The organism is Thalassobaculum sp., from assembly GCF_965223715.1.
Lineage (GTDB): Bacteria > Pseudomonadota > Alphaproteobacteria > Thalassobaculales > Thalassobaculaceae > Thalassobaculum.
Window position 1 is genome coordinate 1,834,994 of record NZ_OZ245012.1, and the last position, 21,601, is coordinate 1,856,594.

21 protein-coding genes are annotated in these 21,601 nt (G+C 67.7%); 12 read left to right on the forward strand and 9 right to left on the reverse strand.

Annotated elements, in window-relative coordinates; genetic code table 11:
- Nucleotides 1–76: 76 nt before the first annotated feature.
- The 3 genes from ACOQOP_RS08480 to ACOQOP_RS08490 all read right to left on the reverse strand — a co-directional run bounded on the left by ACOQOP_RS08480 (nucleotide 77) and on the right by ACOQOP_RS08490 (nucleotide 3,240).
- Complete coding sequence (locus ACOQOP_RS08480) at nucleotides 77–973, reverse strand: LysR family transcriptional regulator (RefSeq protein ID WP_420565889.1); 897 nt, start codon at nucleotides 971–973, stop codon at nucleotides 77–79.
- Between the two features lie 81 nt (nucleotides 974–1,054).
- A complete protein-coding gene (locus tag ACOQOP_RS08485; protein WP_420565890.1) occupies nucleotides 1,055–2,500 on the reverse strand; it encodes a DegQ family serine endoprotease in 1,446 nt (481 codons plus the stop codon).
- Between the two features lie 185 nt (nucleotides 2,501–2,685).
- On the reverse strand, nucleotides 2,686–3,240 hold the full coding sequence (locus tag ACOQOP_RS08490; RefSeq protein ID WP_420565891.1) for a PAS domain-containing protein: 555 nt from the start codon (nucleotides 3,238–3,240) through the stop codon (nucleotides 2,686–2,688).
- A 298-nt stretch (nucleotides 3,241–3,538) separates the two neighbouring features.
- Between ACOQOP_RS08490 and ACOQOP_RS08495 the strand changes: the two genes are divergently transcribed.
- Nucleotides 3,539–4,336, forward strand: a complete 798-nt coding sequence (locus ACOQOP_RS08495) for an SDR family NAD(P)-dependent oxidoreductase (RefSeq protein ID WP_420565892.1) — start codon at nucleotides 3,539–3,541, stop codon at nucleotides 4,334–4,336.
- Nucleotides 4,337–4,339: 3 nt separating this feature from the next.
- Here the strand turns inward: ACOQOP_RS08495 and ACOQOP_RS08500 are convergent, their stop codons facing one another.
- Nucleotides 4,340–4,870, reverse strand: a complete 531-nt coding sequence (locus ACOQOP_RS08500; protein WP_420565893.1) for a PAS domain-containing protein — start codon at nucleotides 4,868–4,870, stop codon at nucleotides 4,340–4,342.
- 149 nt (nucleotides 4,871–5,019) lie between these two features.
- Between ACOQOP_RS08500 and ACOQOP_RS08505 the strand changes: the two genes are divergently transcribed.
- Nucleotides 5,020–5,787, forward strand: a complete 768-nt coding sequence (locus ACOQOP_RS08505; protein ID WP_420565894.1) for a phytanoyl-CoA dioxygenase family protein — start codon at nucleotides 5,020–5,022, stop codon at nucleotides 5,785–5,787.
- A gap of 34 nt (nucleotides 5,788–5,821) precedes the next feature.
- Here the strand turns inward: ACOQOP_RS08505 and ACOQOP_RS08510 are convergent, their stop codons facing one another.
- Nucleotides 5,822–6,364 (reverse strand): PAS domain-containing protein, encoded by a 543-nt coding sequence (locus tag ACOQOP_RS08510; protein ID WP_420565895.1) that lies wholly within the window; start codon nucleotides 6,362–6,364, stop codon nucleotides 5,822–5,824.
- A gap of 143 nt (nucleotides 6,365–6,507) precedes the next feature.
- On the opposite strand from ACOQOP_RS08510, the gene ACOQOP_RS08515 reads away from it, so the two are divergent.
- The 4 genes from ACOQOP_RS08515 (at nucleotide 6,508) to ACOQOP_RS08530 (ending at nucleotide 11,634) form a co-directional block, all read left to right on the forward strand.
- Complete coding sequence (locus ACOQOP_RS08515) at nucleotides 6,508–9,243, forward strand: chemotaxis protein CheW (RefSeq protein WP_420565896.1); 2,736 nt, start codon at nucleotides 6,508–6,510, stop codon at nucleotides 9,241–9,243.
- A gap of 151 nt (nucleotides 9,244–9,394) precedes the next feature.
- Nucleotides 9,395–10,339, forward strand: a complete 945-nt coding sequence (locus tag ACOQOP_RS08520) for a 3-hydroxyacyl-CoA dehydrogenase (RefSeq protein ID WP_420565897.1) — start codon at nucleotides 9,395–9,397, stop codon at nucleotides 10,337–10,339.
- A 7-nt stretch (nucleotides 10,340–10,346) separates the two neighbouring features.
- Nucleotides 10,347–10,847 (forward strand): acyl-CoA thioesterase, encoded by a 501-nt coding sequence (locus ACOQOP_RS08525; protein WP_420565898.1) that lies wholly within the window; start codon nucleotides 10,347–10,349, stop codon nucleotides 10,845–10,847.
- A 10-nt stretch (nucleotides 10,848–10,857) separates the two neighbouring features.
- A complete protein-coding gene (locus ACOQOP_RS08530) occupies nucleotides 10,858–11,634 on the forward strand; it encodes an SDR family oxidoreductase (RefSeq protein ID WP_420565899.1) in 777 nt (258 codons plus the stop codon).
- Nucleotides 11,635–11,960: 326 nt separating this feature from the next.
- Here ACOQOP_RS08530 and ACOQOP_RS08535 read toward each other — a convergent pair whose 3' ends face one another.
- A complete protein-coding gene (locus ACOQOP_RS08535) occupies nucleotides 11,961–13,421 on the reverse strand; it encodes an AMP nucleosidase (protein ID WP_420565900.1) in 1,461 nt (486 codons plus the stop codon).
- 99 nt (nucleotides 13,422–13,520) lie between these two features.
- Between ACOQOP_RS08535 and ACOQOP_RS08540 the strand changes: the two genes are divergently transcribed.
- Complete coding sequence (locus tag ACOQOP_RS08540) at nucleotides 13,521–14,015, forward strand: CinA family protein (protein WP_420565901.1); 495 nt, start codon at nucleotides 13,521–13,523, stop codon at nucleotides 14,013–14,015.
- 8 nt (nucleotides 14,016–14,023) lie between these two features.
- On the forward strand, nucleotides 14,024–14,974 hold the full coding sequence (locus ACOQOP_RS08545) for a CorA family divalent cation transporter (protein ID WP_420565902.1): 951 nt from the start codon (nucleotides 14,024–14,026) through the stop codon (nucleotides 14,972–14,974).
- 42 nt (nucleotides 14,975–15,016) lie between these two features.
- Here ACOQOP_RS08545 and ACOQOP_RS08550 read toward each other — a convergent pair whose 3' ends face one another.
- Complete coding sequence (locus ACOQOP_RS08550; RefSeq protein WP_420565903.1) at nucleotides 15,017–15,982, reverse strand: 2-hydroxyacid dehydrogenase; 966 nt, start codon at nucleotides 15,980–15,982, stop codon at nucleotides 15,017–15,019.
- A gap of 57 nt (nucleotides 15,983–16,039) precedes the next feature.
- On the opposite strand from ACOQOP_RS08550, the gene ACOQOP_RS08555 reads away from it, so the two are divergent.
- The 4 genes from ACOQOP_RS08555 (at nucleotide 16,040) to ACOQOP_RS08570 (ending at nucleotide 18,522) form a co-directional block, all read left to right on the forward strand.
- The gene (locus ACOQOP_RS08555) at nucleotides 16,040–16,894 is read left to right on the forward strand and encodes a TauD/TfdA dioxygenase family protein (RefSeq protein WP_420565904.1); all 855 of its coding nucleotides are present in this window, start codon (nucleotides 16,040–16,042) and stop codon (nucleotides 16,892–16,894) included.
- A 130-nt stretch (nucleotides 16,895–17,024) separates the two neighbouring features.
- Nucleotides 17,025–17,288, forward strand: coding sequence for a PepSY domain-containing protein (locus tag ACOQOP_RS08560; RefSeq protein ID WP_420565905.1), 264 nt, complete (start codon nucleotides 17,025–17,027; stop codon nucleotides 17,286–17,288).
- A complete protein-coding gene (locus ACOQOP_RS08565) occupies nucleotides 17,288–17,899 on the forward strand; it encodes a cytochrome b/b6 domain-containing protein (protein ID WP_420565906.1) in 612 nt (203 codons plus the stop codon). The genes ACOQOP_RS08560 and ACOQOP_RS08565 overlap by 1 nt, the downstream gene beginning before the upstream one ends.
- Nucleotides 17,900–17,976: 77 nt before the next feature.
- Nucleotides 17,977–18,522 carry a helix-turn-helix transcriptional regulator gene (locus ACOQOP_RS08570; RefSeq protein WP_420565907.1) on the forward strand — a complete coding sequence of 182 codons (546 nt, stop codon included), beginning with the start codon at nucleotides 17,977–17,979 and terminating at the stop codon, nucleotides 18,520–18,522.
- 274 nt (nucleotides 18,523–18,796) lie between these two features.
- Here the strand turns inward: ACOQOP_RS08570 and ACOQOP_RS08575 are convergent, their stop codons facing one another.
- The gene (locus tag ACOQOP_RS08575) at nucleotides 18,797–19,192 is read right to left on the reverse strand and encodes a response regulator (protein ID WP_420565908.1); all 396 of its coding nucleotides are present in this window, start codon (nucleotides 19,190–19,192) and stop codon (nucleotides 18,797–18,799) included.
- A 19-nt stretch (nucleotides 19,193–19,211) separates the two neighbouring features.
- A complete protein-coding gene (locus tag ACOQOP_RS08580; RefSeq protein WP_420565909.1) occupies nucleotides 19,212–21,467 on the reverse strand; it encodes an ATP-binding protein in 2,256 nt (751 codons plus the stop codon).
- Nucleotides 21,468–21,601: the final 134 nt, after the last annotated feature.

The following is a 21,601-nucleotide window of genomic DNA, read 5'->3' on the forward strand; positions in this document are numbered from 1 at the left end:
TTTTGACCCGTAACGCCCCCGCTATACGACAAACGGAAGGCGGCGACAACAAAGCCGGCAGCGCCCTCCGGATCGCCTACACCGCCAACGGGTCGGGATAGCCCTTTGCCGCCTCCAGCAGCATCTCGACCAGCGGCGACATCGGCGCGCGGTCCAGGGCGACCACGCCGATCATGTGCTCCACCACCGGCTCCACCAGAGGGATCGCCCGCAGCCCCGCCCCCTCGCCGACCACCCGGGTCAGCGCCTCGGGCAGCACGCTGACCAGGCCGGCGGTCTGCACATAGGCGCAGAGGTTGATCACCGAGTTGCTCTCGATCTCCGGATGGGGATGACAGCCGGCCTTGGCGAAGGCGCGGTCGATGATGCGCCGGTTCTGCATGTCCGGGGTCAGCGCGCAGAGCGCGTGCTCGGCCGCCTCCGCCCAGGCGACGCTGTCGCGGGCGGCGAGCGGATGATCCTCGCGCACCACCAGCCGGTAGCGCTCGCGGTACAGCGGCTGGGCGGCGGAGATGTCGATGGGCTCGCTGTCCAGATAGGTGATGCCGGCATCGATGGCGAATTCCGCCAGGTGCCGCTCGATCTCCTTGGAGGACTGGGAGCGCACGCTGAAGGTCAGCTTGGGGAAGCGCCGGCGCAGCAGCTCGGTCAGCGGCGGCACGGCGGCGAGGGCCGACGGTATGACACCCAACACCATCCGGCCCTCCGGCGCGCCGGCAAGCGCGGAGAGGTCGTCGCGCAGGCTGTCGCAATCCTCCAGGATGCGCTGCGCCCATTTCAGGATGTGCTGGCCCTCGTTGGTCAGGCCGATATAGCGCTGGCCGCGCAAGACGATGGGAACGCCCAGCTCGTGCTCGAGCTGGCGGATGCGGCCGGACAGGGTGGGCTGGGTGATGCCGCAGGCCTCGGCGGCCCGGGTGAAATGCTGCTCGCGGGCGAGCGCCACGAGGTACTGGAGCTGTCTGATATCCATGGACGCGACGCTCCGGCACGACGTGAAAGGGCCGCGCACCGCTCGGGACATTCGGTGCGCGGCCCTAAAGGTGCCGGTAGTTTACGCGTCGCGCAACGGCACCGCCACGTAGCGCTGCTGGCCGTCACGGCGGACGAGCAGGAGCACGGACTTCTTATGCCCGGACTTGGCCGCGTCCACGGCGGCACGGGCTTCCTTGGCGTTGGACACCTGGGACTGGCCGACCGCGGCGATCACGTCGCCCGGACGCAGCTCGTCCGCACCGTCGGGAGCGACCGAGAGCACGACCGCGCCGTCCTCCTCGTCACCCAGGGTCACACCGAGCGGCGGCACCTCGAGCCCGTCGGCGCTCGGCGCACCGGTGGTCGCCTCGGCCATCTGATCGGCCTCGGGATAGGTGCCGACCTTGATGTCCAGATCGCGGCCGGTTCCGTCGCGCCAGACGGTCAGGTTGGCGCTCTCGCCCGGATCGGTGTCGGCCACCGCACGGGTCAGGTCGCGGACCTCCGAGATCGCGGTATTGCCGAACCGCAGGATGACGTCGCCCGACTTCAGGCCCGCCTGCCCGGCCGGCCCCGACGGATCGACATCGGCGACCAGCGCCCCGTCATGGGAGTTCAGGCCCAGGCTCTCGGCGATCTCCGGTGTCACCGGCTGAATGCGCACGCCGATGAAGCCGCGCTCCACCGAGCCGTGCTCCAGAATCTCTGCGACGATCGCGCGGGTCTGGTTCGCCGGCACGGAGAAGCCGAGACCGATATTGCCGCCGGTCGGCGAGAAGATCGCGGTGTTCATGCCGACGACCTGGCCGTCGGTATTGAACAGCGGACCGCCGGAATTGCCGCGGTTGATGGCGGCATCGACCTGGATGAAGTCGTCGTACGGGCCGGCATTGATGTCGCGGCCGCGGGCCGAGACGATGCCGGAGGTGACCGTACCGCCGAGGCCGAACGGGTTGCCGATGGCGACCACCCAGTCGCCGACCTCAAGCTCGTCGCTGTCGCCCCAGGGCAGCGTGGGCAGCGGCGTGTCGCTGGAGACCTTCAGCACGGCCACGTCGGTCTTCGGATCGCGGCCGACCAGGGTGGCGTCGAGTTCGGTGCCGTCATCCAGCACCACCTTGATCTCTTCGGCGCCGTCGATGACGTGGTTGTTGGTCACGATCGTGCCGCCGGCATCGATGATGAAGCCGGAGCCGAGACCCTGGGCCTGGCGCGGGGCCTGCTGCTGCCCCATGGGCGGCTGGCCGCCGTAGAACCGCTCGAAGAAGTCGCGCAGCGGATGTCCCGGCGGCAACTCCGGGATCTTCTGGCCGCCGACTTCCGGGGTGCCGCTTGACGTCTTGGTCAGCACTGTGACCACGGCCGGCTTGGCCTTCTTCACAAGTTCGGAGAAGGAGCCCGGCAGTTCGCCATGGGCATGAGCCACGCCCGGGGCGAATATCGGTTGGGCCACCATCGGAGCGGCGACCAGCGCGGTCGCCAGGAGCGCGGCGCGAAGCCCTGCGCGCGTACGTGAACGGGTCATCAAGTCTACCCTCCATCGATCTGTTGAGCTGGGCGACGTCGGGCCGTTGCGTCAACGTCGCCTTCGCCGTCGATGCCAGAGATAGGCGCCGATCTGTTCAGGACGCGGACGGAGATGAGGCAATTTAGCGGCAGATGTGGCGTTGAGGTGTCATCTCGACGCCGTGGACCGGAACGGGAGCCGGGTCAGGCCCGCTGGCAGAAATGCTCGGCGACGCCCAGCAGCCGGGCGACGGGACCGCCCCGCTCCATCGCCATCGGCATGACGATGGTCTCGTACCAGTGACGCGAGCCGCTTCGGGTGCGAAAGGCGATGCGCTGCACGGCCGGCACCGCCGCGTCGCTCGCCAGGGCATAGAGCCGGATCAGCGTCCCCTGGCTGCCCTGCCCGGCGATCTCGGAGAGCCGGCGACCGGTATTGTCCGCCTCGGTGTGGGAGACGACGTCGGTGCCGACCAGCCGATAGCGAAAATCGACGATCTCCTCCGGGCCCGGACCGGCCTTCGACAGCACATCGACTAGATAGACGTAGGGGAGGATTCCGGCCAGCGCCTCGGCCTTCAGATCATCGGCCAGCGGCAGCGCGCCCTCCTCGCAGGCCGCCGACCAGACGGCATAGCCGCGGGCGACGATCGGCGAAACCAGCGCGGGTTTACCGACCACCAGATGCCCGGACTCCTCAACGAGGGTGTCCGCCGCCGGATGGCGGCGCAACGTGGAGTGAAGGGGACCGACAGCCATATCTACCCTGCGCACGGTGTCATCGCCCCGAACCGCAAGGTCGGGGACTCGTCGTCCAGAATGGGTGGAAATCGTTATCAAAATCCTTACGGCGACTCTGCTTGCCACAGCGCCAACCGAACGTGTGCCTTCTCACATTCCGTCGCAAAGACTTTGGCACGGACGAGCGAATACTATGGAAGATTGCATAGGATCGAGAAAGGACATCGGATGGTGACGCAGCCGCCGACTGCGCTAGGCTGCGGGCGACCGTAACCAGAAGCGTCACTCACGACACACCAGATACAGGGAGCACCTCATGGATCTCGACCTTACCGGCAAGACCGCCCTCGTCACCGGCTCCACCCGCGGGATCGGCCTGGCCACGGCGAAGGGCCTTGCCGCCATGGGGGCGGAGGTCGTCATCAACGGCCGCAGCGACGGGCCGGTCGCCGAGGCGGTGGAGGCGGTGCTGCAGGCCGCCCCGGGAGCCGTCGTCCATGGCCAGGTCGCCGATCTTGGCACGGCGGAGGGTTGCGCCGCCCTGATCAAGGCCGTGCCCAGTGCCGACATCCTCGTCAACAACATGGGCATCTACGGCCCGAAGCCGTTCTTCGAGATCGAGGATGCCGACTGGCAGGAGATGTTCGACGTCAATGTGATGAGCGGGGTGCGGCTGACCCGGCACTATCTGAAGGACATGCTCGACACCAAGGACTGGGGCCGCGTGGTCTTCGTCTCCAGCGAGTCGGGCATCTACATCCCTAAGGAGATGGTGCATTACGGCATGTCGAAGAGCGCCCAGCTCGTCATTGCCCGAGGTGCCGCGGAGGCGACCAAGGGCACGAACATCACCGTGAACTCCGTGCTGCCGGGCCCGACCTGGGTGGAGGCGCAGACCGAGCGGCTGACCGCCCGGGCCAAGGCCCAGGGCACCACCCTGGAGGCGATCACTTCGACCATGTTCACCGAGCGGCGGCCGGCCTCGCTGATCCAGCGCTACGCCACGCCCGAGGAGGTGGCGAACATGATCTGCTACGTCTGCTCCAAGGCGTCCAGCGCGACCAATGGCGCGGCGCTTCGGGTGGAGGGCGGTATCGTCACCAACCCGTTCTGACCGTCACAGGTCGGCCACGGCGATCTTCACCACCGTATCGGGGACCGTCCCAGAGGCCCCATGGCCGACCGACGCGCGTTCTCGGCGCTGGTCGTACAGACTGATGCCGAGAACGCTGTCGATCTCGCCGGTATCGGAGATCATCGGCAGCACCAGGCGTTCGACCCGGTAGATCAGGTGGGGTGCCGGGAATCGCTCCATCGAGCTGTAGAGAATGGCGGGCTCGCCCAGCACCGTCGCCCAGCGGGCCGCCAGGATCGGCTGATGCTCGTCGCCGACGATCTGGCGCAGGGTGTGGCCCTTGATCGAGCCCCTCCAGGCGTCGTTCACGTCCTCGCCCGCCAGCTCGCAGACGTAGTCGTCCTGCTCCGGACATTTCCTGTAGATCCACATGAAGCTGAGCAGCGGGCCGATCGGCAGCGGATCGAACGTGCTGCGTCGGGTCACCGCCTGGCCGTCGCGGGCGGCGAGCCAGGCGTCGAATAGCTGGAAGATCCGGGGATCCGCCGAGGGAACGCGCTCGCGGATCAGCATGGCCCGCAAGTCCGACGGCTACGGCGCAAGAGGCCACCCAGGCAGAGGGCAAGGGAGAGGGATTGATTCGAAAGGCCGGGCGGGAAGATCATCAGGTCCATGCACATAACGCGACCGCGCGACAGACCGCGGCACTGGAGGGAACGCCCATGTTGAGCGAGGCCGAAGTCTCCCACTATCACGAAAAAGGTTACGTATTTCCTGACTACAGGCTACCGCCGGAAACGCTGCAGGCGATCCGTGACGACCACGACAGGCTGCTGAAGCGCCATCCCGAGTTCCGCGACAACTGCCCTGACCTGTTGACCTTCGACAGCGGCTTCCTCAATTACGCGCGCGACCCGGCGATCCTGGACATGGTCGCCCAGCTCATCGGCCCGGACATCGCCCTGTGGAACATGAGCTTCTTCGCCAAGCCAGCCTTGAACGGCAAGCGCACCCCCTGGCACCAGGACGGCGCCTATTGGCCGATCCGGCCGCTGGCCACCTGCACGGTGTGGATCGCCGTCGACGACGCCACGCCGGAGAACGGCTGCATGCGCTTCATCCCCGGCTCGCACAAGTCGAAGGATCTGGCGCCCCACGACCTGAAGAAGGACCCCTCGGCCACCTTGAGCCAGGAGCTGTCCGCCGGCACCTTCGACGAGGCCGAGGCCGTCGATGTCGCGCTGGAGGCGGGCCAGATTTCGCTGCACGACGTGTACCTGTATCACGGATCGGAGGCGAACGCGTCGCCCCGCCCCCGGCGCGGCATGACCCTGCGGCTGATGCCCACATCGTCGTTCTACGACCGGGACCTCGCCCGCAAGGCCGCCGAGGAGCGCGGCGATTACGACCAGTCGGTGCGCACGCTGTTCCTGCTGCGCGGAGAGGACCGGTCCGGCCGCAATGACTTCCGCGTCCGTGCTCTCGCCTGACCGAGAGCCGTCGCATTGCCACGTCAGGAAGATCTCAGGAGTGGGCGCTAGGGCGTGTGTCGCGCGGCGTGAAGTCGAGCAGGGCGAGCAGCATGTGCACCTGGCATCCATCGGAAGAGAGCGGCAGAATCACCCGCTCGATGTCGAAAAGGTGTCCTCCCAGCTTGCGAAAACGGTGATCGCTGAACAAAGGCCGTGCGGCGGTCACGGCGGCGTTGTAGTCATCGAGGACCTTTTCGCGCACCTCGCCGAAGTCGATTTCGTCCAGGAACTGGCCGGTATAGTCCGCACCGAACATTTCGACGACCAAGGTACCGACGAGACGGACATGCAGTCGATTGTCGGCCGGCATGACGTCCATCAGGATGATGTTCGGCAGCAGCCGCGGAATGTCGAGCGGGTCGAGGTCCGCCCGTGCCGGCATCAGCTTGGTTCCGCGCTTTTCAAGCCAATAGTCGTGGATCTGACGAAGCAGCGGTGACCGCACGTCGGCGAGCGCCTTTCCAGACGGATCCATCGTTTCTCGTCCCCCACGCATCGCCGCCGCCAGGCTGCCGTCCAGGCCGTCGGCGGCCAAAGAGTCTTTCGCAGGCTCCCTTCCCGCAAAGATAAACGCATTTAGGAAATCTTGGTCCGAGACGGGCGCTGCGTTAACCTTTTCTTTGAACTCTGGTGGCAAACAGGTAGTGCGTTTGCATACCACGACAGGGGTCAGGGACCATGGATGAGCTGCTGAGCGAATTCCTCACCGAGACGGCGGAAGGACTCGCCGAACTCGACGTTGAGATCGTCAAGCTGGAGCAGAACCCGAACGACGCGGGTCTGATCGCCAGCATTTTCCGGATCGTGCACACGATCAAGGGAACCTGCGGCTTCATCGGCCTGCCCCGGCTCGAGACCGTGGCCCACGCGGCCGAGAACGTGCTCGGCAAGTATCGTGACAAGGAGCTTGAGGTCACCCCGACCTCGGTGACCGTCATCCTGGCGTCGCTCGACCGGATCAAGAGCATCCTGGCCCATATCGAGCAGACCGAGCAGGAGCCGGAAGGCAGCGACGACGACCTCATCGTTCAGCTCAACGAACTCGCCGAGGGTCGTACCCCCGACGCCGTCGCGGCCGCCCCTGCCGCGCCCGCCGCTGCCGAAGCTGCCGACACCGATGATGCCGACGACATGGCGGCGGCCAACGATCCCGACGCGCCGGCCGCGAGCGAAGATGTGATCGGCACCCGTCCTGGCGAAGTTCCGCTGGACGAGCTGGAGCGTGCCTTTCTGGAAGCCCCCGGCCCCGATGAGGCATCGGGCGCCGCCGATCCCGAGCCCGAACTGCCGGCCGCCCCGCCGTCGGTCCCCGCCGTCGCCGAGAAGGCCCCGGAATCCTCGGCCACCGCCGAAGCGATGCCGATCGCCGAGAGCAAGGCCGCCTCACAGAACATCCGCGTGAACGTGGATCTGCTCGAGAACCTGATGACCATGGTTTCCGAGCTGGTCCTGACCCGCAACCAGCTCCTGCAGATCGCCCGCAGCAACGGCCGCGAGATCGAGGGCTTCAGCGTGCCGCTGCAGCGCCTGAGCCAGGTTACCTCCGAACTGCAGGAAGGCGTGATGAAGACGCGCATGCAGCCGATCGGCAACGCCTGGTCGAAGCTGCCGCGGATCGTGCGCGACCTGGCGCACGAACTGAACAAGAAGATCGAGCTGGTCATGCAGGGTGCGGACACCGAGCTCGACCGGCAGGTCCTTGAGATGATCAAGGATCCGCTCACCCACATGGTGCGCAACTCCGCCGACCATGGTGTGGAGGATCCGGCCACCCGCCTCGCCTTCGGCAAGTCGGAGACCGGCCATATCCGTCTGAACGCCTATCACGAGGGCGGTCACATCATCATCGAGATCGCCGATGACGGTAAGGGCATCGACCCGGACAAGATCCGCAACAAGGCGATCGAGAAGAACGTCGTCGGCTCGGCCGATGCGGCCAACATGTCGGATCAGCAGATCCTGCAGCTGATCTTCAAGCCAGGCTTCTCCACCGCGGAGAAGATCACCAGCGTGTCCGGCCGCGGCGTCGGTATGGACGTGGTGAAGACCAACATCGAGAAGATCGGCGGCACCGTCGACCTCACCAGCCAGGTCGGCAAGGGCTCGGTCTTCAAGATCAAGATCCCGCTCACCCTGGCCATCGTGTCGGCCCTTGTCGTCGCCTCCTCCAGCGAGCGTTTCGCCATCCCGCAGCTCTCGGTGCTGGAACTGGTGAAGACCACGACCGACGGCCCGAATCGGATCGAGACGGTGCAGGGCACGCGGGTCATGCGCCTGCGCGACCGCCTGCTGCCCCTGGTTTCCCTGCGCGATCTGCTGCGTCTGGACGAGGGCAAGGAAGGCCAGGAGACCACCGCGGAGACCTTCGTGGTCGTCATGCAGGTCGGCACCTATTCCTTCGGCCTGCTGGTCGACAAGGTGTTCGACACCGAGGAAATCGTGGTCAAGCCGGTGGCCCCCGTGCTGCGCGACCTGACCGTGTTCTCGGGCAACACCATCCTCGGCGACGGCTCGGTGATCATGATCCTCGATCCCAACGGCATCGCCCAGGAGACCGGCGAGGTCATCGTCCCGGATCAGGCCGAGTACGACGAGAGCGACGAGTTCGACATGTCGCTGGAAGAGCAGACCCTGCTGCTGTTCAAGTCCGGCAATGACGGCCCGAAGGCCGTGCCGCTGTCCCTGGTCGCCCGCATCGAGATGCTCGACCTGAAGACGGTGGAGCATTCCGAGGGTCGCCCGCTGGTGCAGTACCGCGGCTCTCTGATGCCGCTGGTGATCTGCAAGGGGGCTGCTCCGTTGGAGCGCGAGGGCCAGCGCCCGGCCCTGGTCTTCACCGACGACGGGCAGTCCATGGGTCTGGTGGTCGACGAGATCCTCGATGTGGTCGAGGACCGGATCAACGTCACCATCGCCCCGGACGGCGCCGGCATGATGGGCTCGGCGATCATCAAGGACAAGGCGACCGACATCGTCGATGCCGGCTTCTACCTGACCGAGGCGTTCGGCGACTGGTTCCGCCGCTCGCGCCAGGGCAAGGAGAGCACCAGCAAGCGCCGTCTGCTGCTGGTCGACGACAGCGCGTTCTTCCGCAACCTGATGACACCGCTGCTCGCCACCTCCGGCTACAAGGTCGTGCCGGTCGACAGCGCGCAGAAGGCCCTCGACCTGTGCGAGCAGGGTGCGAATTTCGACCTGATCGTCACCGATATCGAGATGCCGGACATGGACGGCTTCACCTTCGCCGAGAAGCTGAAGGAGACGAGCTGGGCCGATACCCCGGTCGTGGCCCTGTCCTCGCGGACCTCGGAGCAGGATCTCGAGCGCGGCCACCAGGTCGGCTTCGCGGACTACGTGGCGAAGTCGGACCGCGAGGCCCTGCTGGATGCCCTGCCGGAGCTGCTGAAGGAGTAGTCCTTCAGGCCAACGATCAAACCGATCAATCCGGGCGCCCTTGCGGCGCCCGTTTTGTTTTCATGCGCCCGACCTGACGTCTTCCCGGTGCGGTGGCCCCGCGGCTAGACTGCCCGCCAACGTCGCCAAGAAACCCATCTGAGGGAACGTCATGCCCGAGACCTTCGCGGTTGCCGGGGCCGGCCTGATCGGTCGGGCCTGGGCCATCGTCTTTGCCCGCGCCGGCCATTCCGTGCGCCTGTGGGACGGCTCGCCGGAGGCCCTGGCCGCCTCGCTGCCGCTGCTGCGCGCCAACCTGGACGACCTGGAAGCCCAGGGCCTGATCGGCAGCGCCGAAGAGGTCGCCTCCCGGGTCACGGCGGTCGATACCCTGGGCGACGCGCTCGACGGGGCGCGGTGGATGCAGGAATGCATCGCCGAGACCGTGGAGGCCAAGGCGGGCCTGTTCGCGGAGGCCGACCGCTATGCCGAACCGGACGCGATCCTCGCCTCCTCCTCCTCGGCGATCGCCGCCTCGAAGTACACCGAAGATCTCCCTGGCCGGCTGCGCTGCCTGGTCGCCCATCCGGTGAACCCGCCCTATCTCGTCCCGCTGGTCGAGCTCTGCCCGGCCCCCTGGACCGACCCCGCCGTGATCCAGCGCGCGCGCCAGGTGATGGACTCGGTCGGCATGGTGCCGGTCTCCGTGAACAAGGAGGTGGAAGGCTTCGTCCTGAACCGCCTGCAGGGCGCGCTGCTGGCCGAGGCTTTCAAGCTGGTAGCCGACGGGGTGATCTCGACCGACGACCTGGACAAGACGGTGAAGGACGGGCTCGGCCTGCGCTGGTCCTTCATGGGGCCGTTCGAGACCATCGACCTGAATGCCCCGGGCGGTCTCGCCGATTACTGCGGACGCTACGGCCCGTTCTACGAGCGGCTCCAGGCCGAACAGGCGGAGGTGCGGGCCTGGGACGCGGATACGGTGAAGCGGATGGAGGGCGAGCGGCGCAAGCTGCTCGGCGCCGACGATCTCGGCACACGCCAAGTGTGGCGCGACCGGCGCCTCATGGCCCTGCTGAAGCACAAGCAGGCCGCCAGCGATGAATTCGGCGGCTGATGCACCGATGAGCGACCAACTGGACACCTCGCCGGCGGCGGTGCGCCGCCGGCTGACGATCTCCGACGCCGAACGCGCGGCCTATGGCATCCCCGACGACTGGCGGTCGGGCATGGCCCGGCTGGTGGCATGGTCCGACGTGGACGCCTTCGCCCATGCCAATCACACGGCCTTCCTGCTGTGGTTCGAGGCGGCCCGGAACCTGTATCTGGAGAGCGTCGGCATCCCGCGCCACGCGGTCGACAGGCCGGGACCGGTGATGATGAGCCTCACCACCCGCTACCTGAAGCCGATGGCCTATCACGACCCGGTCTTCGTCACCGCCCGGGTGAAGTCGATGCGCCGCACCTCCTTCGTCATGGAGTATGCCGCCTGGGGCAAGGACGGCTGTGCCTGCACCTGCGAGGCGCTGCTGGTGCTGATGATCAACGCCACCGGCGAGAAGGTGGCGATCCCGGACGGTGTCCGCGCGGCGATCCGCGACCTCGACGCGCCGGAAGAGCAGTGAGGGTCACCGCATGAGCGACACGCCACAGACCCATGCCGGCCGGGTGGCCGTCGTCACCGGCGCCGGCTCCGGCATCGGCCGGGCGATCGCCGAGGCCCTGGCCGCCGCCGGCGCACTGGTCGCCGTGCTCGACGCCAACGGCAACGCTGCGGAAGAGACGGCGGGTGCCCTCGCCGGCGCCGGGCACAAGGCCATGGCCGTCACCTGCGACGTCGCCCGCTGGGAGGACGTGGCCGCCGCCGCCCGGGAGGTGGAGGCCGGGCTCGGCGTGGCCGACATCCTGATCAACAATGCCGGCATCTCGCCCAAGCACGCCGGCAAGCCGGCCCCGACCCTGGAGATGGACCCGGCCGAATGGGCCCATGTGCTGGCGGTGAACCTGACCGGCGCGTTCCACGGGGTCCGGGCCTTCGGGCCGGGCATGGCGGCGCGCGGCTGGGGATCGATCGTCAACCAGTCCTCGGTCTCGGCCAAGCGGCATCTGACCTTCGTCGGCGTGCATTACCCGGCGAGCAAGGCGGGCCTGATCGGCATGACCAAGCAGCTCGCCGGCGAGCTCGGTCCGTCCAACATCAACGTCAACGCGTTGGCCCCCGGGAGGATCGAGACGCCGCTGATGCGCGGCGTCGATCCGGCGGTGAACGAGGCGGCCCGCCTGGACACGCCAATGCGCCGGCTCGGCCAGCCGGAGGACGTGGCCTCGGCGGCGCTGTACCTGACGTCCGAGGCCGGGCATTTCGTGACCGGCCAGGTGCTCGACGTGGCCGGCGGCTGGATGATGTCCTGAGGGCGGCGCCCTGCCTCGTTACCCACTTCCCCGTCATCCTGATGGCAATCAGGATCCGCGGTGCATTGACGCCAGAAGCATGGTCCTGACGTGCGTCAGGACGACGACGTCGGGCATCGGCAACGCGGACGGCGAAAGCCAAATCCCAAAACCTCAGACACTCCCCGGATTTATTCCGGGGCAAGGCTGGTGCCGTGCATGCCCATTGGACAGGGAAGCGAGCGGATGCCTCGCCCCGGAATAAATCCGGGGAGTGAAAAGAGGGCGGAGGTACAGGGAAACACCACCGCCCCGCCCTCTTTCCAAATTCGGATAACCGACGCACCCTACTGCAGGGGCACCTCGTTGAAGCTCCGCAGCTTGCGGGAATGCAGCTTCTCCGGCGGCAACCCGCGCAGGATCTCCATGGCGCGGAAGCCGATATCCAGGTGCTGGGCGACCTGGCGGCGGTAGAAGTCGTCGGCCATCCCCGGCAGCTTCAGCTCGCCATGCAGCGGCTTGTCCGACACACAGAGCAGCGTCCCGTACGGCACGCGCATGCGGAAGCCGTTCGCCGCCACCGTGGCACTCTCCATGTCCAGGGCGATCGCCCGCGACAGGCTCAGCGCCCGGTCCGGCTCGCGCTGGTCGCGCAGTTCCCAGTTCCGGTTGTCGGTGGAGGCGACCGTGCCGGTGCGCATGATCCGCTTCACTCCCACCGTATCGAGCCCGGTGACGTCGGCCACCGCCTGCTCAAGGGCAAGCTGGACCTCGGCCAGGGCCGGGATCGGCACCCAGACCGGCAGGTCGGCGTCGAGCACGTGATCGTCGCGGTGATAGGCATGGGCCAGCACGTAGTCACCCAGCCGCTGCATATTTCTCAATCCAGCGCAGTGGCCCAGCATCAGCCAGGCATTGGGCCGCAGCACGGCCACATGGTCGGTGATGGTCTTCGCATTCGAGGGACCGACGCCGATATTGACCATGGTGATGCCCTGATGCCCGTCACGCACGAGGTGATAGGCCGGCATCTGCGGCGTGCGGGAGGCCGGCACGCCGACCGCGGTGCCGTCCGGCCGCAGCACCCGTTCGCCCGGCTCGACGAAGGCCGTGTAGCCGCTGCCCTTCTGCTGGACCAACTGCTCCGCCCGCTGGATGAAGCCGTCGATATAGACCTGGTAGTTGGTGAACAGGACGTAGTTCTGGAAATACTCCGCCGAGGTGCCGCAATAGTGGCGCAGACGGTGCAGCGAGTAGTCGACCCGCGGGGCGGTGAACAGCGCCAGCGGCAGGGCGTCGCTGGGGGTGTGGTCGACCTCGCCGTTGACGATGCAGTCGTCCATGACCCGCAGGGACGGCATGTCGAAATGCCGCTTCAACCGGGTCATCGCCGCCCCGTCGAAACCGTCGCCCACCTTCATACCGTCTGGAAAGGCGAAGGGGAGCGGGATCGGCAACTCGGACAGCCCGACCTCCAACGGCCGGCGGTGGTTCTCCAGGATGGCGCCGAACTGTTTGGTCAGGTGGGCGGCAAACAGGTCGATGCGGGTGAAGGTGCCCTCATACACGCCGGCCTCGTCGGCGAAGCCGAAGGCGCCGGTCGACAGCGGGCCGCTGTCGTCGTCGGTCACCGTCAGCCGGACCATCGGATAGGTCGCGCGCACCCGTCCCGCCATGGTGCCCGCCTCGAACTCGTGGAACGCCGCCTGCAACCGGTCGATCTCGCCGCGATAGAGCCGGTCCAGCTCGGCGACCACCGCCTCGGCGGTGTCGAAGCCTCTGGTCTCCCCTGCGCCCGGTCCGGCCATCAGTCCCTCCGTCGCTTGCCCGTCGCCATATTCCTGCCGCGCGGGTAGCATTGCTTTCTCATAGTGATAGCGCGTTTCAGGGCGCAACGGGAGGACAGGATGGGAGAGTTGGGCAGGCTTGGCGAGATGGCGGGCCGGCTGTTGAAGGCGCGCGGCGAGACCATCGCGGTGGCCGAATCCTCCAGCGGCGGGCTGATCTCCTCCTGCCTCCTGGCAGTGCCGGGAGCATCCGCCTATTTCGTCGCCGGCGGCGTGATCTATACCCACAAGGCCCGCGAGATCTTCACCGATATCGAGTTCGACAAGCACCCGGGCATGCGCTCCTCCTCGGAGCCCTACGCAGCCCTGCTGGCCGAGACCATGCGGCGACGGATGGAGACGACCTGGGGCCTGGCGGAGACCGGGGCGGCGGGGCCGCTCGGCAACCGCTACGGCGACGCGGCAGGCCACACCTGCATCGCCCTGTCCGGCCCGGTGACCCGGGTGTTCACGATCGAGACCGGCGACCGCCACCGGGAGCCGAACATGTGGCGCTTCACCGAGGCCGCCCTGGACGCCCTGGTGGACGCCCTCGACCAGCCGATGACCGCCTGAGACGCCCGATGACCGCCCTGCTGCACGCCTATGACATCACGCCCGACGGCCGTGCCGTCGCGCTGAGCGGCGAGGATCTCGCCAGACCCATCCCCGAAGGCTCGTGGCGCTGGGTAAATCTGCTCCGCACCGAACCGGACGTTGCCCCTATCCTCACAACCCTCGGCCTGCCCGAGGCGGCGATCGACGCCCTGCTGGTGGAGGAGACCCGGCCGCGCGCCTGGAACGTCGGCGGGCGCACCCTGATGGTGCTGCGTGGGGTGAACCTGAACGAGGAGATCGGCGACCACCCGCTGATCGCCCTGCGCATGAGCGTGTCCGACCGTAAGGTCGTCACCTGCCGCAAGTTCCGCTTCCGCGCCCTGGACGATCTGGTGAACCGCTGCGAGGCTAGCGCCGCCCCGCCCTCCCCGGCCGCCTTCGTCACCGACCTGATCGACGGTCTGTCGACCCGGTTCGACGCACGGATCATCGAGCTGGACAAGCGGCTGCAGGGGATCGACCAGGCGAGCGGACCGCACCGCGAGGACGAGCTCGCCGCCTTGCGCCGGGACCTGCTGCCGCTGGGCCGGTTCATGACGCCCCAGCGCGAGGCGCTGAGCCGGCTCGGCACCCTGGCCCATAGCTGGGCGACCCAGGAAGATCTGACGGCCATCGCCGACAGCGAAAACGAATTCGTGCGCCAGATCGAGCATCTGCGCGAGATCGAGAGCCAGGCGGCCTTGCTGCGCGACGACCTTGCGGCGGAGACCGCGGCGACCCAGGCGCGGCACACCTACCTGATCACCATCCTGGCCGCCCTGTTCGTACCGCTGAGCTTCATCACCGGCCTGCTGGGCATGAACGTGGCCGGCATTCCCGGCGCGGAGACACCCTACGCTTTTCTGCTGGTCCTGCTGCTGATGGCCGGCAGCTTCGCCGCCGGCATCGGCCTGCTGAAATGGCGCGGCTGGATCTGAGGACAGGCGCCCCCGGAGAGATCCGGGGGCTTGGACCGTCCCTCACAGGTCGATCTTGTTCTCCAGGCTGTCGCCGCCGGCGAAGCGGACGGCATTGGCGAACATCTCGCGGAACTTGCGGCGCATGATGTCCTGGGTGCCCGGCGCGTTGTGCGGGGTCAGCACCACGTTGCGGAACTTGGCGAAGGGCGACGGGCCTTGCACCGGCTCGATCTCGAACACGTCGAGACCCGCCCCACCCAAATGGCCGCTTTCCAGCGCCGCCAGGAGCGCTGGCTCGGCCACAACAGGCCCCCGGGCACAGTTGATCAGGATGGCCCCCGGCTTCATCGCCGCGAGCTGCGGCGCGTCGATCATGTGATGGGACAGCTCGGTCAGCGGCAGGTGCAGGGTGACGAAATCGCTGGTGGAGATCAGCTCGTCGAAGCTGACCCGGGTGACCCGCAGGTCGTGCTCCACCGCCGGGTCCATGTCGAGCAGGTCGTGATAGACCACGTCGCAGTCGAACGGCACCAGACGCTTGGCCACCTGCTTGCCGATCCGGCCGAGCCCGACGATCCCGACCCGCGAGCCGCCGAGGCCGCGCGCCTCCGCCCGGAAGGTGTTGGAATGCCACCGCCCGGCCCGCAGCTCGCTGTCCTGGAACGCGAGCCGACGGCCGGTCGCCAGCATCATCATCAGCGCATGCTCGGCCACCCCTTCCGGCGTGCCCCCCGGAGTGATCGCCAGCGGGATCTGCCGGTCCCGGATCGCCTTGGTCGCCACCGTGTCGTGGTAGCCCACCCCCTGGTGCAGGACGAGGCGCAGCTTGGGTGCTGCGGCCACGTCGGCCTCGGTCAGGCGCCGGGCGCCGACCATGATCACCTCAGCCTCCGCCAGCTTCGCCGCCAGTTCCGCCGGGTCGTCGCTGTCGAGATAATCGACGGTGAAACCCTCGGGTTTCTCGCCTTCGATCAAAGTCCGCAGCTTGTCGTCGGCGGGCACGAAGTAGAGGATGCGGGAAGTCATAAAGCGTCTCCGGATGAAGGGGATGCGCGATCCTATCGAGGAAAAGGGAGAATTGTCATGACCTTGTCGATGCGGCGCCTGAACCCGGTGATCGGGACGGAGATCAGCGGGATCCAGGTCACGCGCGACCTCGGCGACAATGCGTTCGGCGAGCTTTACCAGGCCTGGCTCGACAGCGGCGGGCTGCTTGTCCTGCGCGACCAGGAGCTCGAGCCGGAGGACCAGATCGCCTTCTCGCAGCGCTTCGGCGAGCTCGACCCGCTGAAGGGCCAGACCGTCGAGCCCTACCTGCTGCCCGGCCATCCGGAGATCTACCGGGTGTCGAACAAGGTGAAGGACGGCGAGAAACTCGGCCGCCAGCGGGCCGGCACCTACTGGCATTCCGACAACAGCCACAAGGAGCGCGCCGCCAAGTGCTCGCTGCTCTACGGCATCGAAGTGCCGGAATACGGCGGCGACACCCAGTTCGCGGCGATGACCAAGGCCTGGGATGAGCTGTCCCCGACCTTTCAGAAGATGATCGAGGGCCTGCGCTGCGTGCACGATTTCGAGAAGGCGAAGTCCGGGAGCTTCAAGAACGAGACGGTCACCGACAGCCACCTGCGCACCACCCCGGCGATCAGCCACCCGCTGGTGCGCACCCATCCGGAAACCGGCCGCAAGTGCCTGTTCCTCAATGCCGGCGTGATCACCCATATCGAGGGCATGTCGGTCGAGGAGAGCCAGCCGATCCTCGACTACCTCTACAAGCACTGCACCCGGCCGGAATTCGTCTACCGCCACCAGTGGCGCCAGGGCGACCTGCTCGTCTGGGACAACCGGTCGACGATGCACTACGCCGTGGCGGACTATGACGGCGTGGGCGACCGCTACATGCACCGCACCACGGTGTTCGGCGACCGTCCGGTCTGACCGACACGCCCACCACCGGCGCGTAAGCGCGCGCTTATGCGGGCATTCGTACGCGCCGGTGCGATGGCGGAGCGGGACAATAGGCTCCAGCTTGGCGGGATCTGATCCACCCCCAAACCGGAGACCTCCCATGATCCGCACCCCCCTTCTCGCCGCGAGTTTCGCCGCCGTTCTGGCGACCGCCGCTCTCGCCTCCGACCTCACCCTGGGCACCGTGCTCGGCACCACGCCGGAGGCTGTCGCCGCCGCGCTGACCGAGGCCGGCTACACCGTGCAGAAGCAGGAACGCGAGCACGGCCGGATCGAAGTCAAGGCGACCCGCGACGGCAAGCGCTACGAGATCAAGGTCGACGCCGCCTCCGGTGCCGTCACCGCCATCGAGCTTGACGACTGATGGCCGCTGCCGAACCGATCGCGGCATCGGGTCCCGCCTGGGACCCGATTGTCCGCATCACCCATTGGGGCGTGGCCGCCGCCATCGTGGTGAACGGCCTGATCGACGAGGGCGGGTCTACCCTGCACATCTGGATCGGCTATGGCGCGCTGGCCATGCTGGTCCTGCGCCTGCTCTGGGGCTTCATCGGCCCGATCGAGGCGCGCTTCGCCTCCTTCCCGTTCAGCGTCCCCGCCGCTGTCGACCACCTGACCAACGTCTTTTCCGGACACCACAAGGTCCACCGGTCGCACAACCCGGCGGGCAGCGTGATGGTCTATGCCCTCTGGGGAATGTTGGCGCTCACGGCCGCCACCGGCGTGATCCTGGAAACCGAGCCGTTCCCCATGGAGCACCGGCAGGCGGTCTCGGTCCTGACGGACAGTCACGAGGACGGCGAAGAGAGTGAGGTGGAGGAGGTCATCGAGGAAACCCATGAACTCGCCGCCAACCTGCTGCTGATCCTGGCGGCCCTGCACGTCGCCGGTGTGGCGGTGGAGTCTCGGCTTTCCGGCCGGAACCTGGTTCGTGCCATGATACGCGGCCGTTCGACCCGCCGGAGTGCCGAGTGACGCTGGAAGACGACAGGCATCGACGACCGTCGGAGATCCCGGAGGTTGCCGCGACGACCGCCCCAGGGCGGCGGGCCATGGCGCTCGCCGCCCTGCTGGTGCTGCAGACGCTGTGTACGGTCTTCTTCGTCGCCGATGTGGTCGGCGACCTGCTGCTGGAGGGGCCGGACCTCCACACGATGTTCGAGGCGGCCGTCTCGGCAGCGCTCGGGCTGGGCGTGGTCTTCACAGGTCTGGAAATGCGCCGAACACTGGAACGCTCGCGCCGGGCAGAGGCGGCCTTGTCCATTGCCTCGGGCGCGTTCGGAGAGCTGATCGCCGACTATTTCGAGCGCTGGAAGCTCACCCCGGCCGAAACCGACGTCGCCCTGTTCGCGCTGAAGGGCTTCGACGTGGCGGAGATCGCCGAGCTGCGCGGATCTGCAGCCGGCACCGTGCGCGCCCAGCTCACCCGGGTCTACGCCAAGGCCGGCGTGTCGAACCGCACGCAGCTTCTCGCCGTCTTCACCGACGATCTGCTGGCGGGGGCGCTTCCGGGCCTGGAGCGGCGGTCAGCCGTCAGTTCGTCGTCCGACGAGGGCCCGGCATCGCCGAGGCCACCTCCTCGATCCGCTCGCATCTGACGGTGATCTCTCCAAGCTCGAACGAGCCGTAGGTTCTCTCCAGCGCGCCGCCGGCGACCAGATAACCGAGCCGCTCGCACGCGTCTCTGTCTTCGAACGTGGCCACATTCGCCTGATAGGTACAGACGTCACCGTTCAGCGAACAGACCACGATCATTGCTAGGTGCCACATGGGAAAAGCCTGCGCGCACCTGGTGCGCACGTCAAGCGCACAAAGTGCGCTTATTGGCATTTTCGTGACAGACAAACCCCGACATTACCCTCATGCCGCCCGTTACATGCGGAACAGGGCCTCCACCTTCTTCTTCAGCGCCTCGGGGGAGAAGGGTTTGACCACATAGGCGTCGACATCCAGTTCCTTCGCCTGGAGCACCGCGTCGGTCTGCTTGCGGCCGGTCAGCATGATGAACTTCATGGGGCTGTGATACATCCGCACGTAGCGCAGCAGCTCGATGCCGGAGATCGTCGGCATGTTCCAGTCGGAGATCACGAGCTGGAAGCTGCCGCGCTCGTTGTCCAACGCCTTCACCGCCTCGGAGCCGTCGCGGCAATAGACGATGTCCGTGATGCCGGCCAGGCGCAGGGCGCCGCGGGCGAGCTTGCTGGCCATCTCCTCGTCCTCGGCGAGGAGGACGCGCAGGCCCGAGAAATTGCGTCCCAGTTCCGTCATGCGGCTGTGCCCATCCTTCTCACGCGTCCTCGGTGACCGCCACGCGGCGCAGGTGCTCGGCCAGCAGGGCCTGCCCCTCCGCGATCAGCGACGGCAGACGGTCGCTGGCGGCTCCCGCCGTTTCGGTATCGCCCGCCTCGGCGTCCCGTTCAATCCCTTCCGCCAGACGCCATACCGCGCGCAGGCCGACGGCGCCGGCCCCGCTCTTCAGCTTGTGGGCGGCATCGGCCCAGGCGGCGGCGTCTCCGGCGGCCCGGGCGGCGGCGACCTCCGCCAGCGCATCCTGCGCGGTGCCGGCGAAGTCCTGGGCCATCTCCTCGGCGAAATCGGCGCCGAGCTGGTCCGCCAGCCGGTCGATCAGGATCGGCTCGAACGGCTCGGTGCCGCGTTCCAGAACCGTGGCGGCATCCTCGTCCCCGCCCTCCTCCTCCTCCGCATCGTCGAAGAGTTTCTCGTCCGCCGCATCCGTCTCGGCACCGGTTACTGCGGCCAGGGTGCGGGTCAGGACGCGAGGATCGATCGGCTTCGGGACAGCGGCGTTCATGCCGGCCTCAAGGCAGGCGCGGATCTCGTGATCCATCGCCCCCGCGGTAGCGGCGACGATCGGCACGGCCGCCGCCGGTCCGTCGAGCGCGCGGATTGCGCGCGTCGCGTCGAGGCCGCCCATCTCCGGCATGTGCAGGTCCATCAGCACGACGTCGAAGCCGCCGTCGCGCACCGCGTCCACGGCGGCCCGGCCGGTCTCCACGATGGTCACGCTATGCCCGTCGCGGCCGAGCAGCCCGCGGGCAACCTGCTGGTTCACCACGTTGTCCTCGGCGACCAGGACGTTCAGCGGGCGCAGGACGAGCTGGCTCTCGGCGGCGCTCTCATCCACCGCCGCCCCCTCCGGCAGGTCTATCTCCACGCGGAAGGTCGAGCCATGACCGACCGCGCTGGTCACGGTCAGGCTGCCGCCCATGCGGTCGACGATGCGCTTGGCGATGGACAGGCCGAGGCCGGTGCCGCCGAACCTGCGGGCGACCGACGCGTCCGCCTGGGCGAAGTCGCGGAACAGGCGCCCTTGCGTCTCGGCGTCCATGCCGATGCCGGTATCGATCACCGATAGGACCACGCCACCGCCCTCGCCGCGCTCGGCCACCAGCCGCACGGAACCGGTCTCGGTGAACTTCACCGCGTTGCCGACCAGATTGAGCAGCACCTGGCGCAGGCGACCGGGATCGCCGACGAGATAGCGCGGCACGTCCGGAGAGATCTCCGCCGACAGGGTCAGGCCACGCTCCGACGCGCGGCCCTGCATCAGAGACACCGCACCCCGGATCACCCGATGCAGGTCGAAATCCACCGCCTCCAGGTCGAGCCGACCAGCCTCCAGTTTCGAATGGTCGAGGATGTCGTTGAGGATGGTCATCAGGCTCTCGCCCGACTCCAGCACTGTGCGGGCGGTGTCACGGGCCGACGGGTCGAGATCACTGTCCATCAGCAGCCGGGTCATGCCGATCACCCCGTTCATCGGGGTGCGGATCTCGTGGGACATGATGGCCAGGAATTCGGACTTGGCGCGGGTCGCGTCCTCGGCCCGGTCCTTGGCCTCGCGCACCTCCGCCATGGCGGTCTTGAACACCGCCAGCGCAGAGGCCATCGCGCCGATCTCGTCGCCGCGGCCGAGGTCCGGCACCGCCACCTCACCCTCACCGGCGGCGAGACGGGTCATGGCGTCCTCCATGCGGCCCAGCGGGCGCACGATGGTCCGGGCCAGCAGGAAGGCGACCCCGATCGCGGCGACCAGCACGCCGGCGATGACGGCGATGGTGAAGATCTTGGTCTGCTCGATCAGCCGTTCGGCCTCCAGCCAGAACTTGAAGCCTCCCGAGGCCGCCACCTCCACCAGAATCTCCAGGTTGAGGGCGATCTCGTCGGCCAGGGCCGGGTCCGGCGAGGCCCGCCAGGTATCGAGGCCGTCCCGGATCATGCCCAGCAGTTCCGGCACCGCCTCGTCGCTGGAGCGCTCCTCGACCACAGCGAGATCGGACTGCAGGTCGGCCCAGCGGGTCTCCCGGTCGGTGTCGGCATCGGCGCGGCGCAGGACGGCGAAGTTCACCTGGGCCGAGCGGGCGTGGTTGATGGCCTGCAGCGGCTCGTCATAGAGCCGCTGGGCCAGGGCGCCGAGCGACCAGGTGGCGGTGAGCGCCACGGCGGCGAGGGCGGCGGCGGCCACCACGGCAACCAGGAAGGCGCCGATCAGCTTCCAGCGAATGGAGATCCGATCGAGCATCGCGCCTCACCTCTTACAGGACGGGGAAAGGATATCACGGGTGGGGGTGATGCGCTCGCGGAGGCCCCCAACATAAAGGGTCACTCCCCGGCCTTGTGCCGGGGCCTACGTCCCGGATTGCTGCGCATTAACCG

Coding starts and splice junctions, on each gene's coding strand:
- ACOQOP_RS08480 (WP_420565889.1), bottom strand. CDS start 973: ATGGATATCAGACAGCTCCAGTACCTCGTGGCGCTCGCCCGCGAGCAG.
- ACOQOP_RS08485 (WP_420565890.1), bottom strand. CDS start 2,500: ATGACCCGTTCACGTACGCGCGCAGGGCTTCGCGCCGCGCTCCTGGCG.
- ACOQOP_RS08490 (WP_420565891.1), bottom strand. CDS start 3,240: ATGGCTGTCGGTCCCCTTCACTCCACGTTGCGCCGCCATCCGGCGGCG.
- ACOQOP_RS08495 (WP_420565892.1), top strand. CDS start 3,539: ATGGATCTCGACCTTACCGGCAAGACCGCCCTCGTCACCGGCTCCACC.
- ACOQOP_RS08500 (WP_420565893.1), bottom strand. CDS start 4,870: ATGCTGATCCGCGAGCGCGTTCCCTCGGCGGATCCCCGGATCTTCCAG.
- ACOQOP_RS08505 (WP_420565894.1), top strand. CDS start 5,020: ATGTTGAGCGAGGCCGAAGTCTCCCACTATCACGAAAAAGGTTACGTA.
- ACOQOP_RS08515 (WP_420565896.1), top strand. CDS start 6,508: ATGGATGAGCTGCTGAGCGAATTCCTCACCGAGACGGCGGAAGGACTC.
- ACOQOP_RS08520 (WP_420565897.1), top strand. CDS start 9,395: ATGCCCGAGACCTTCGCGGTTGCCGGGGCCGGCCTGATCGGTCGGGCC.
- ACOQOP_RS08525 (WP_420565898.1), top strand. CDS start 10,347: ATGAGCGACCAACTGGACACCTCGCCGGCGGCGGTGCGCCGCCGGCTG.
- ACOQOP_RS08530 (WP_420565899.1), top strand. CDS start 10,858: ATGAGCGACACGCCACAGACCCATGCCGGCCGGGTGGCCGTCGTCACC.
- ACOQOP_RS08535 (WP_420565900.1), bottom strand. CDS start 13,421: ATGGCCGGACCGGGCGCAGGGGAGACCAGAGGCTTCGACACCGCCGAG.
- ACOQOP_RS08540 (WP_420565901.1), top strand. CDS start 13,521: ATGGGAGAGTTGGGCAGGCTTGGCGAGATGGCGGGCCGGCTGTTGAAG.
- ACOQOP_RS08545 (WP_420565902.1), top strand. CDS start 14,024: ATGACCGCCCTGCTGCACGCCTATGACATCACGCCCGACGGCCGTGCC.
- ACOQOP_RS08550 (WP_420565903.1), bottom strand. CDS start 15,982: ATGACTTCCCGCATCCTCTACTTCGTGCCCGCCGACGACAAGCTGCGG.
- ACOQOP_RS08555 (WP_420565904.1), top strand. CDS start 16,040: ATGACCTTGTCGATGCGGCGCCTGAACCCGGTGATCGGGACGGAGATC.
- ACOQOP_RS08560 (WP_420565905.1), top strand. CDS start 17,025: ATGATCCGCACCCCCCTTCTCGCCGCGAGTTTCGCCGCCGTTCTGGCG.
- ACOQOP_RS08565 (WP_420565906.1), top strand. CDS start 17,288: ATGGCCGCTGCCGAACCGATCGCGGCATCGGGTCCCGCCTGGGACCCG.
- ACOQOP_RS08570 (WP_420565907.1), top strand. CDS start 17,977: ATGGCGCTCGCCGCCCTGCTGGTGCTGCAGACGCTGTGTACGGTCTTC.
- ACOQOP_RS08575 (WP_420565908.1), bottom strand. CDS start 19,192: ATGACGGAACTGGGACGCAATTTCTCGGGCCTGCGCGTCCTCCTCGCC.
- ACOQOP_RS08580 (WP_420565909.1), bottom strand. CDS start 21,467: ATGCTCGATCGGATCTCCATTCGCTGGAAGCTGATCGGCGCCTTCCTG.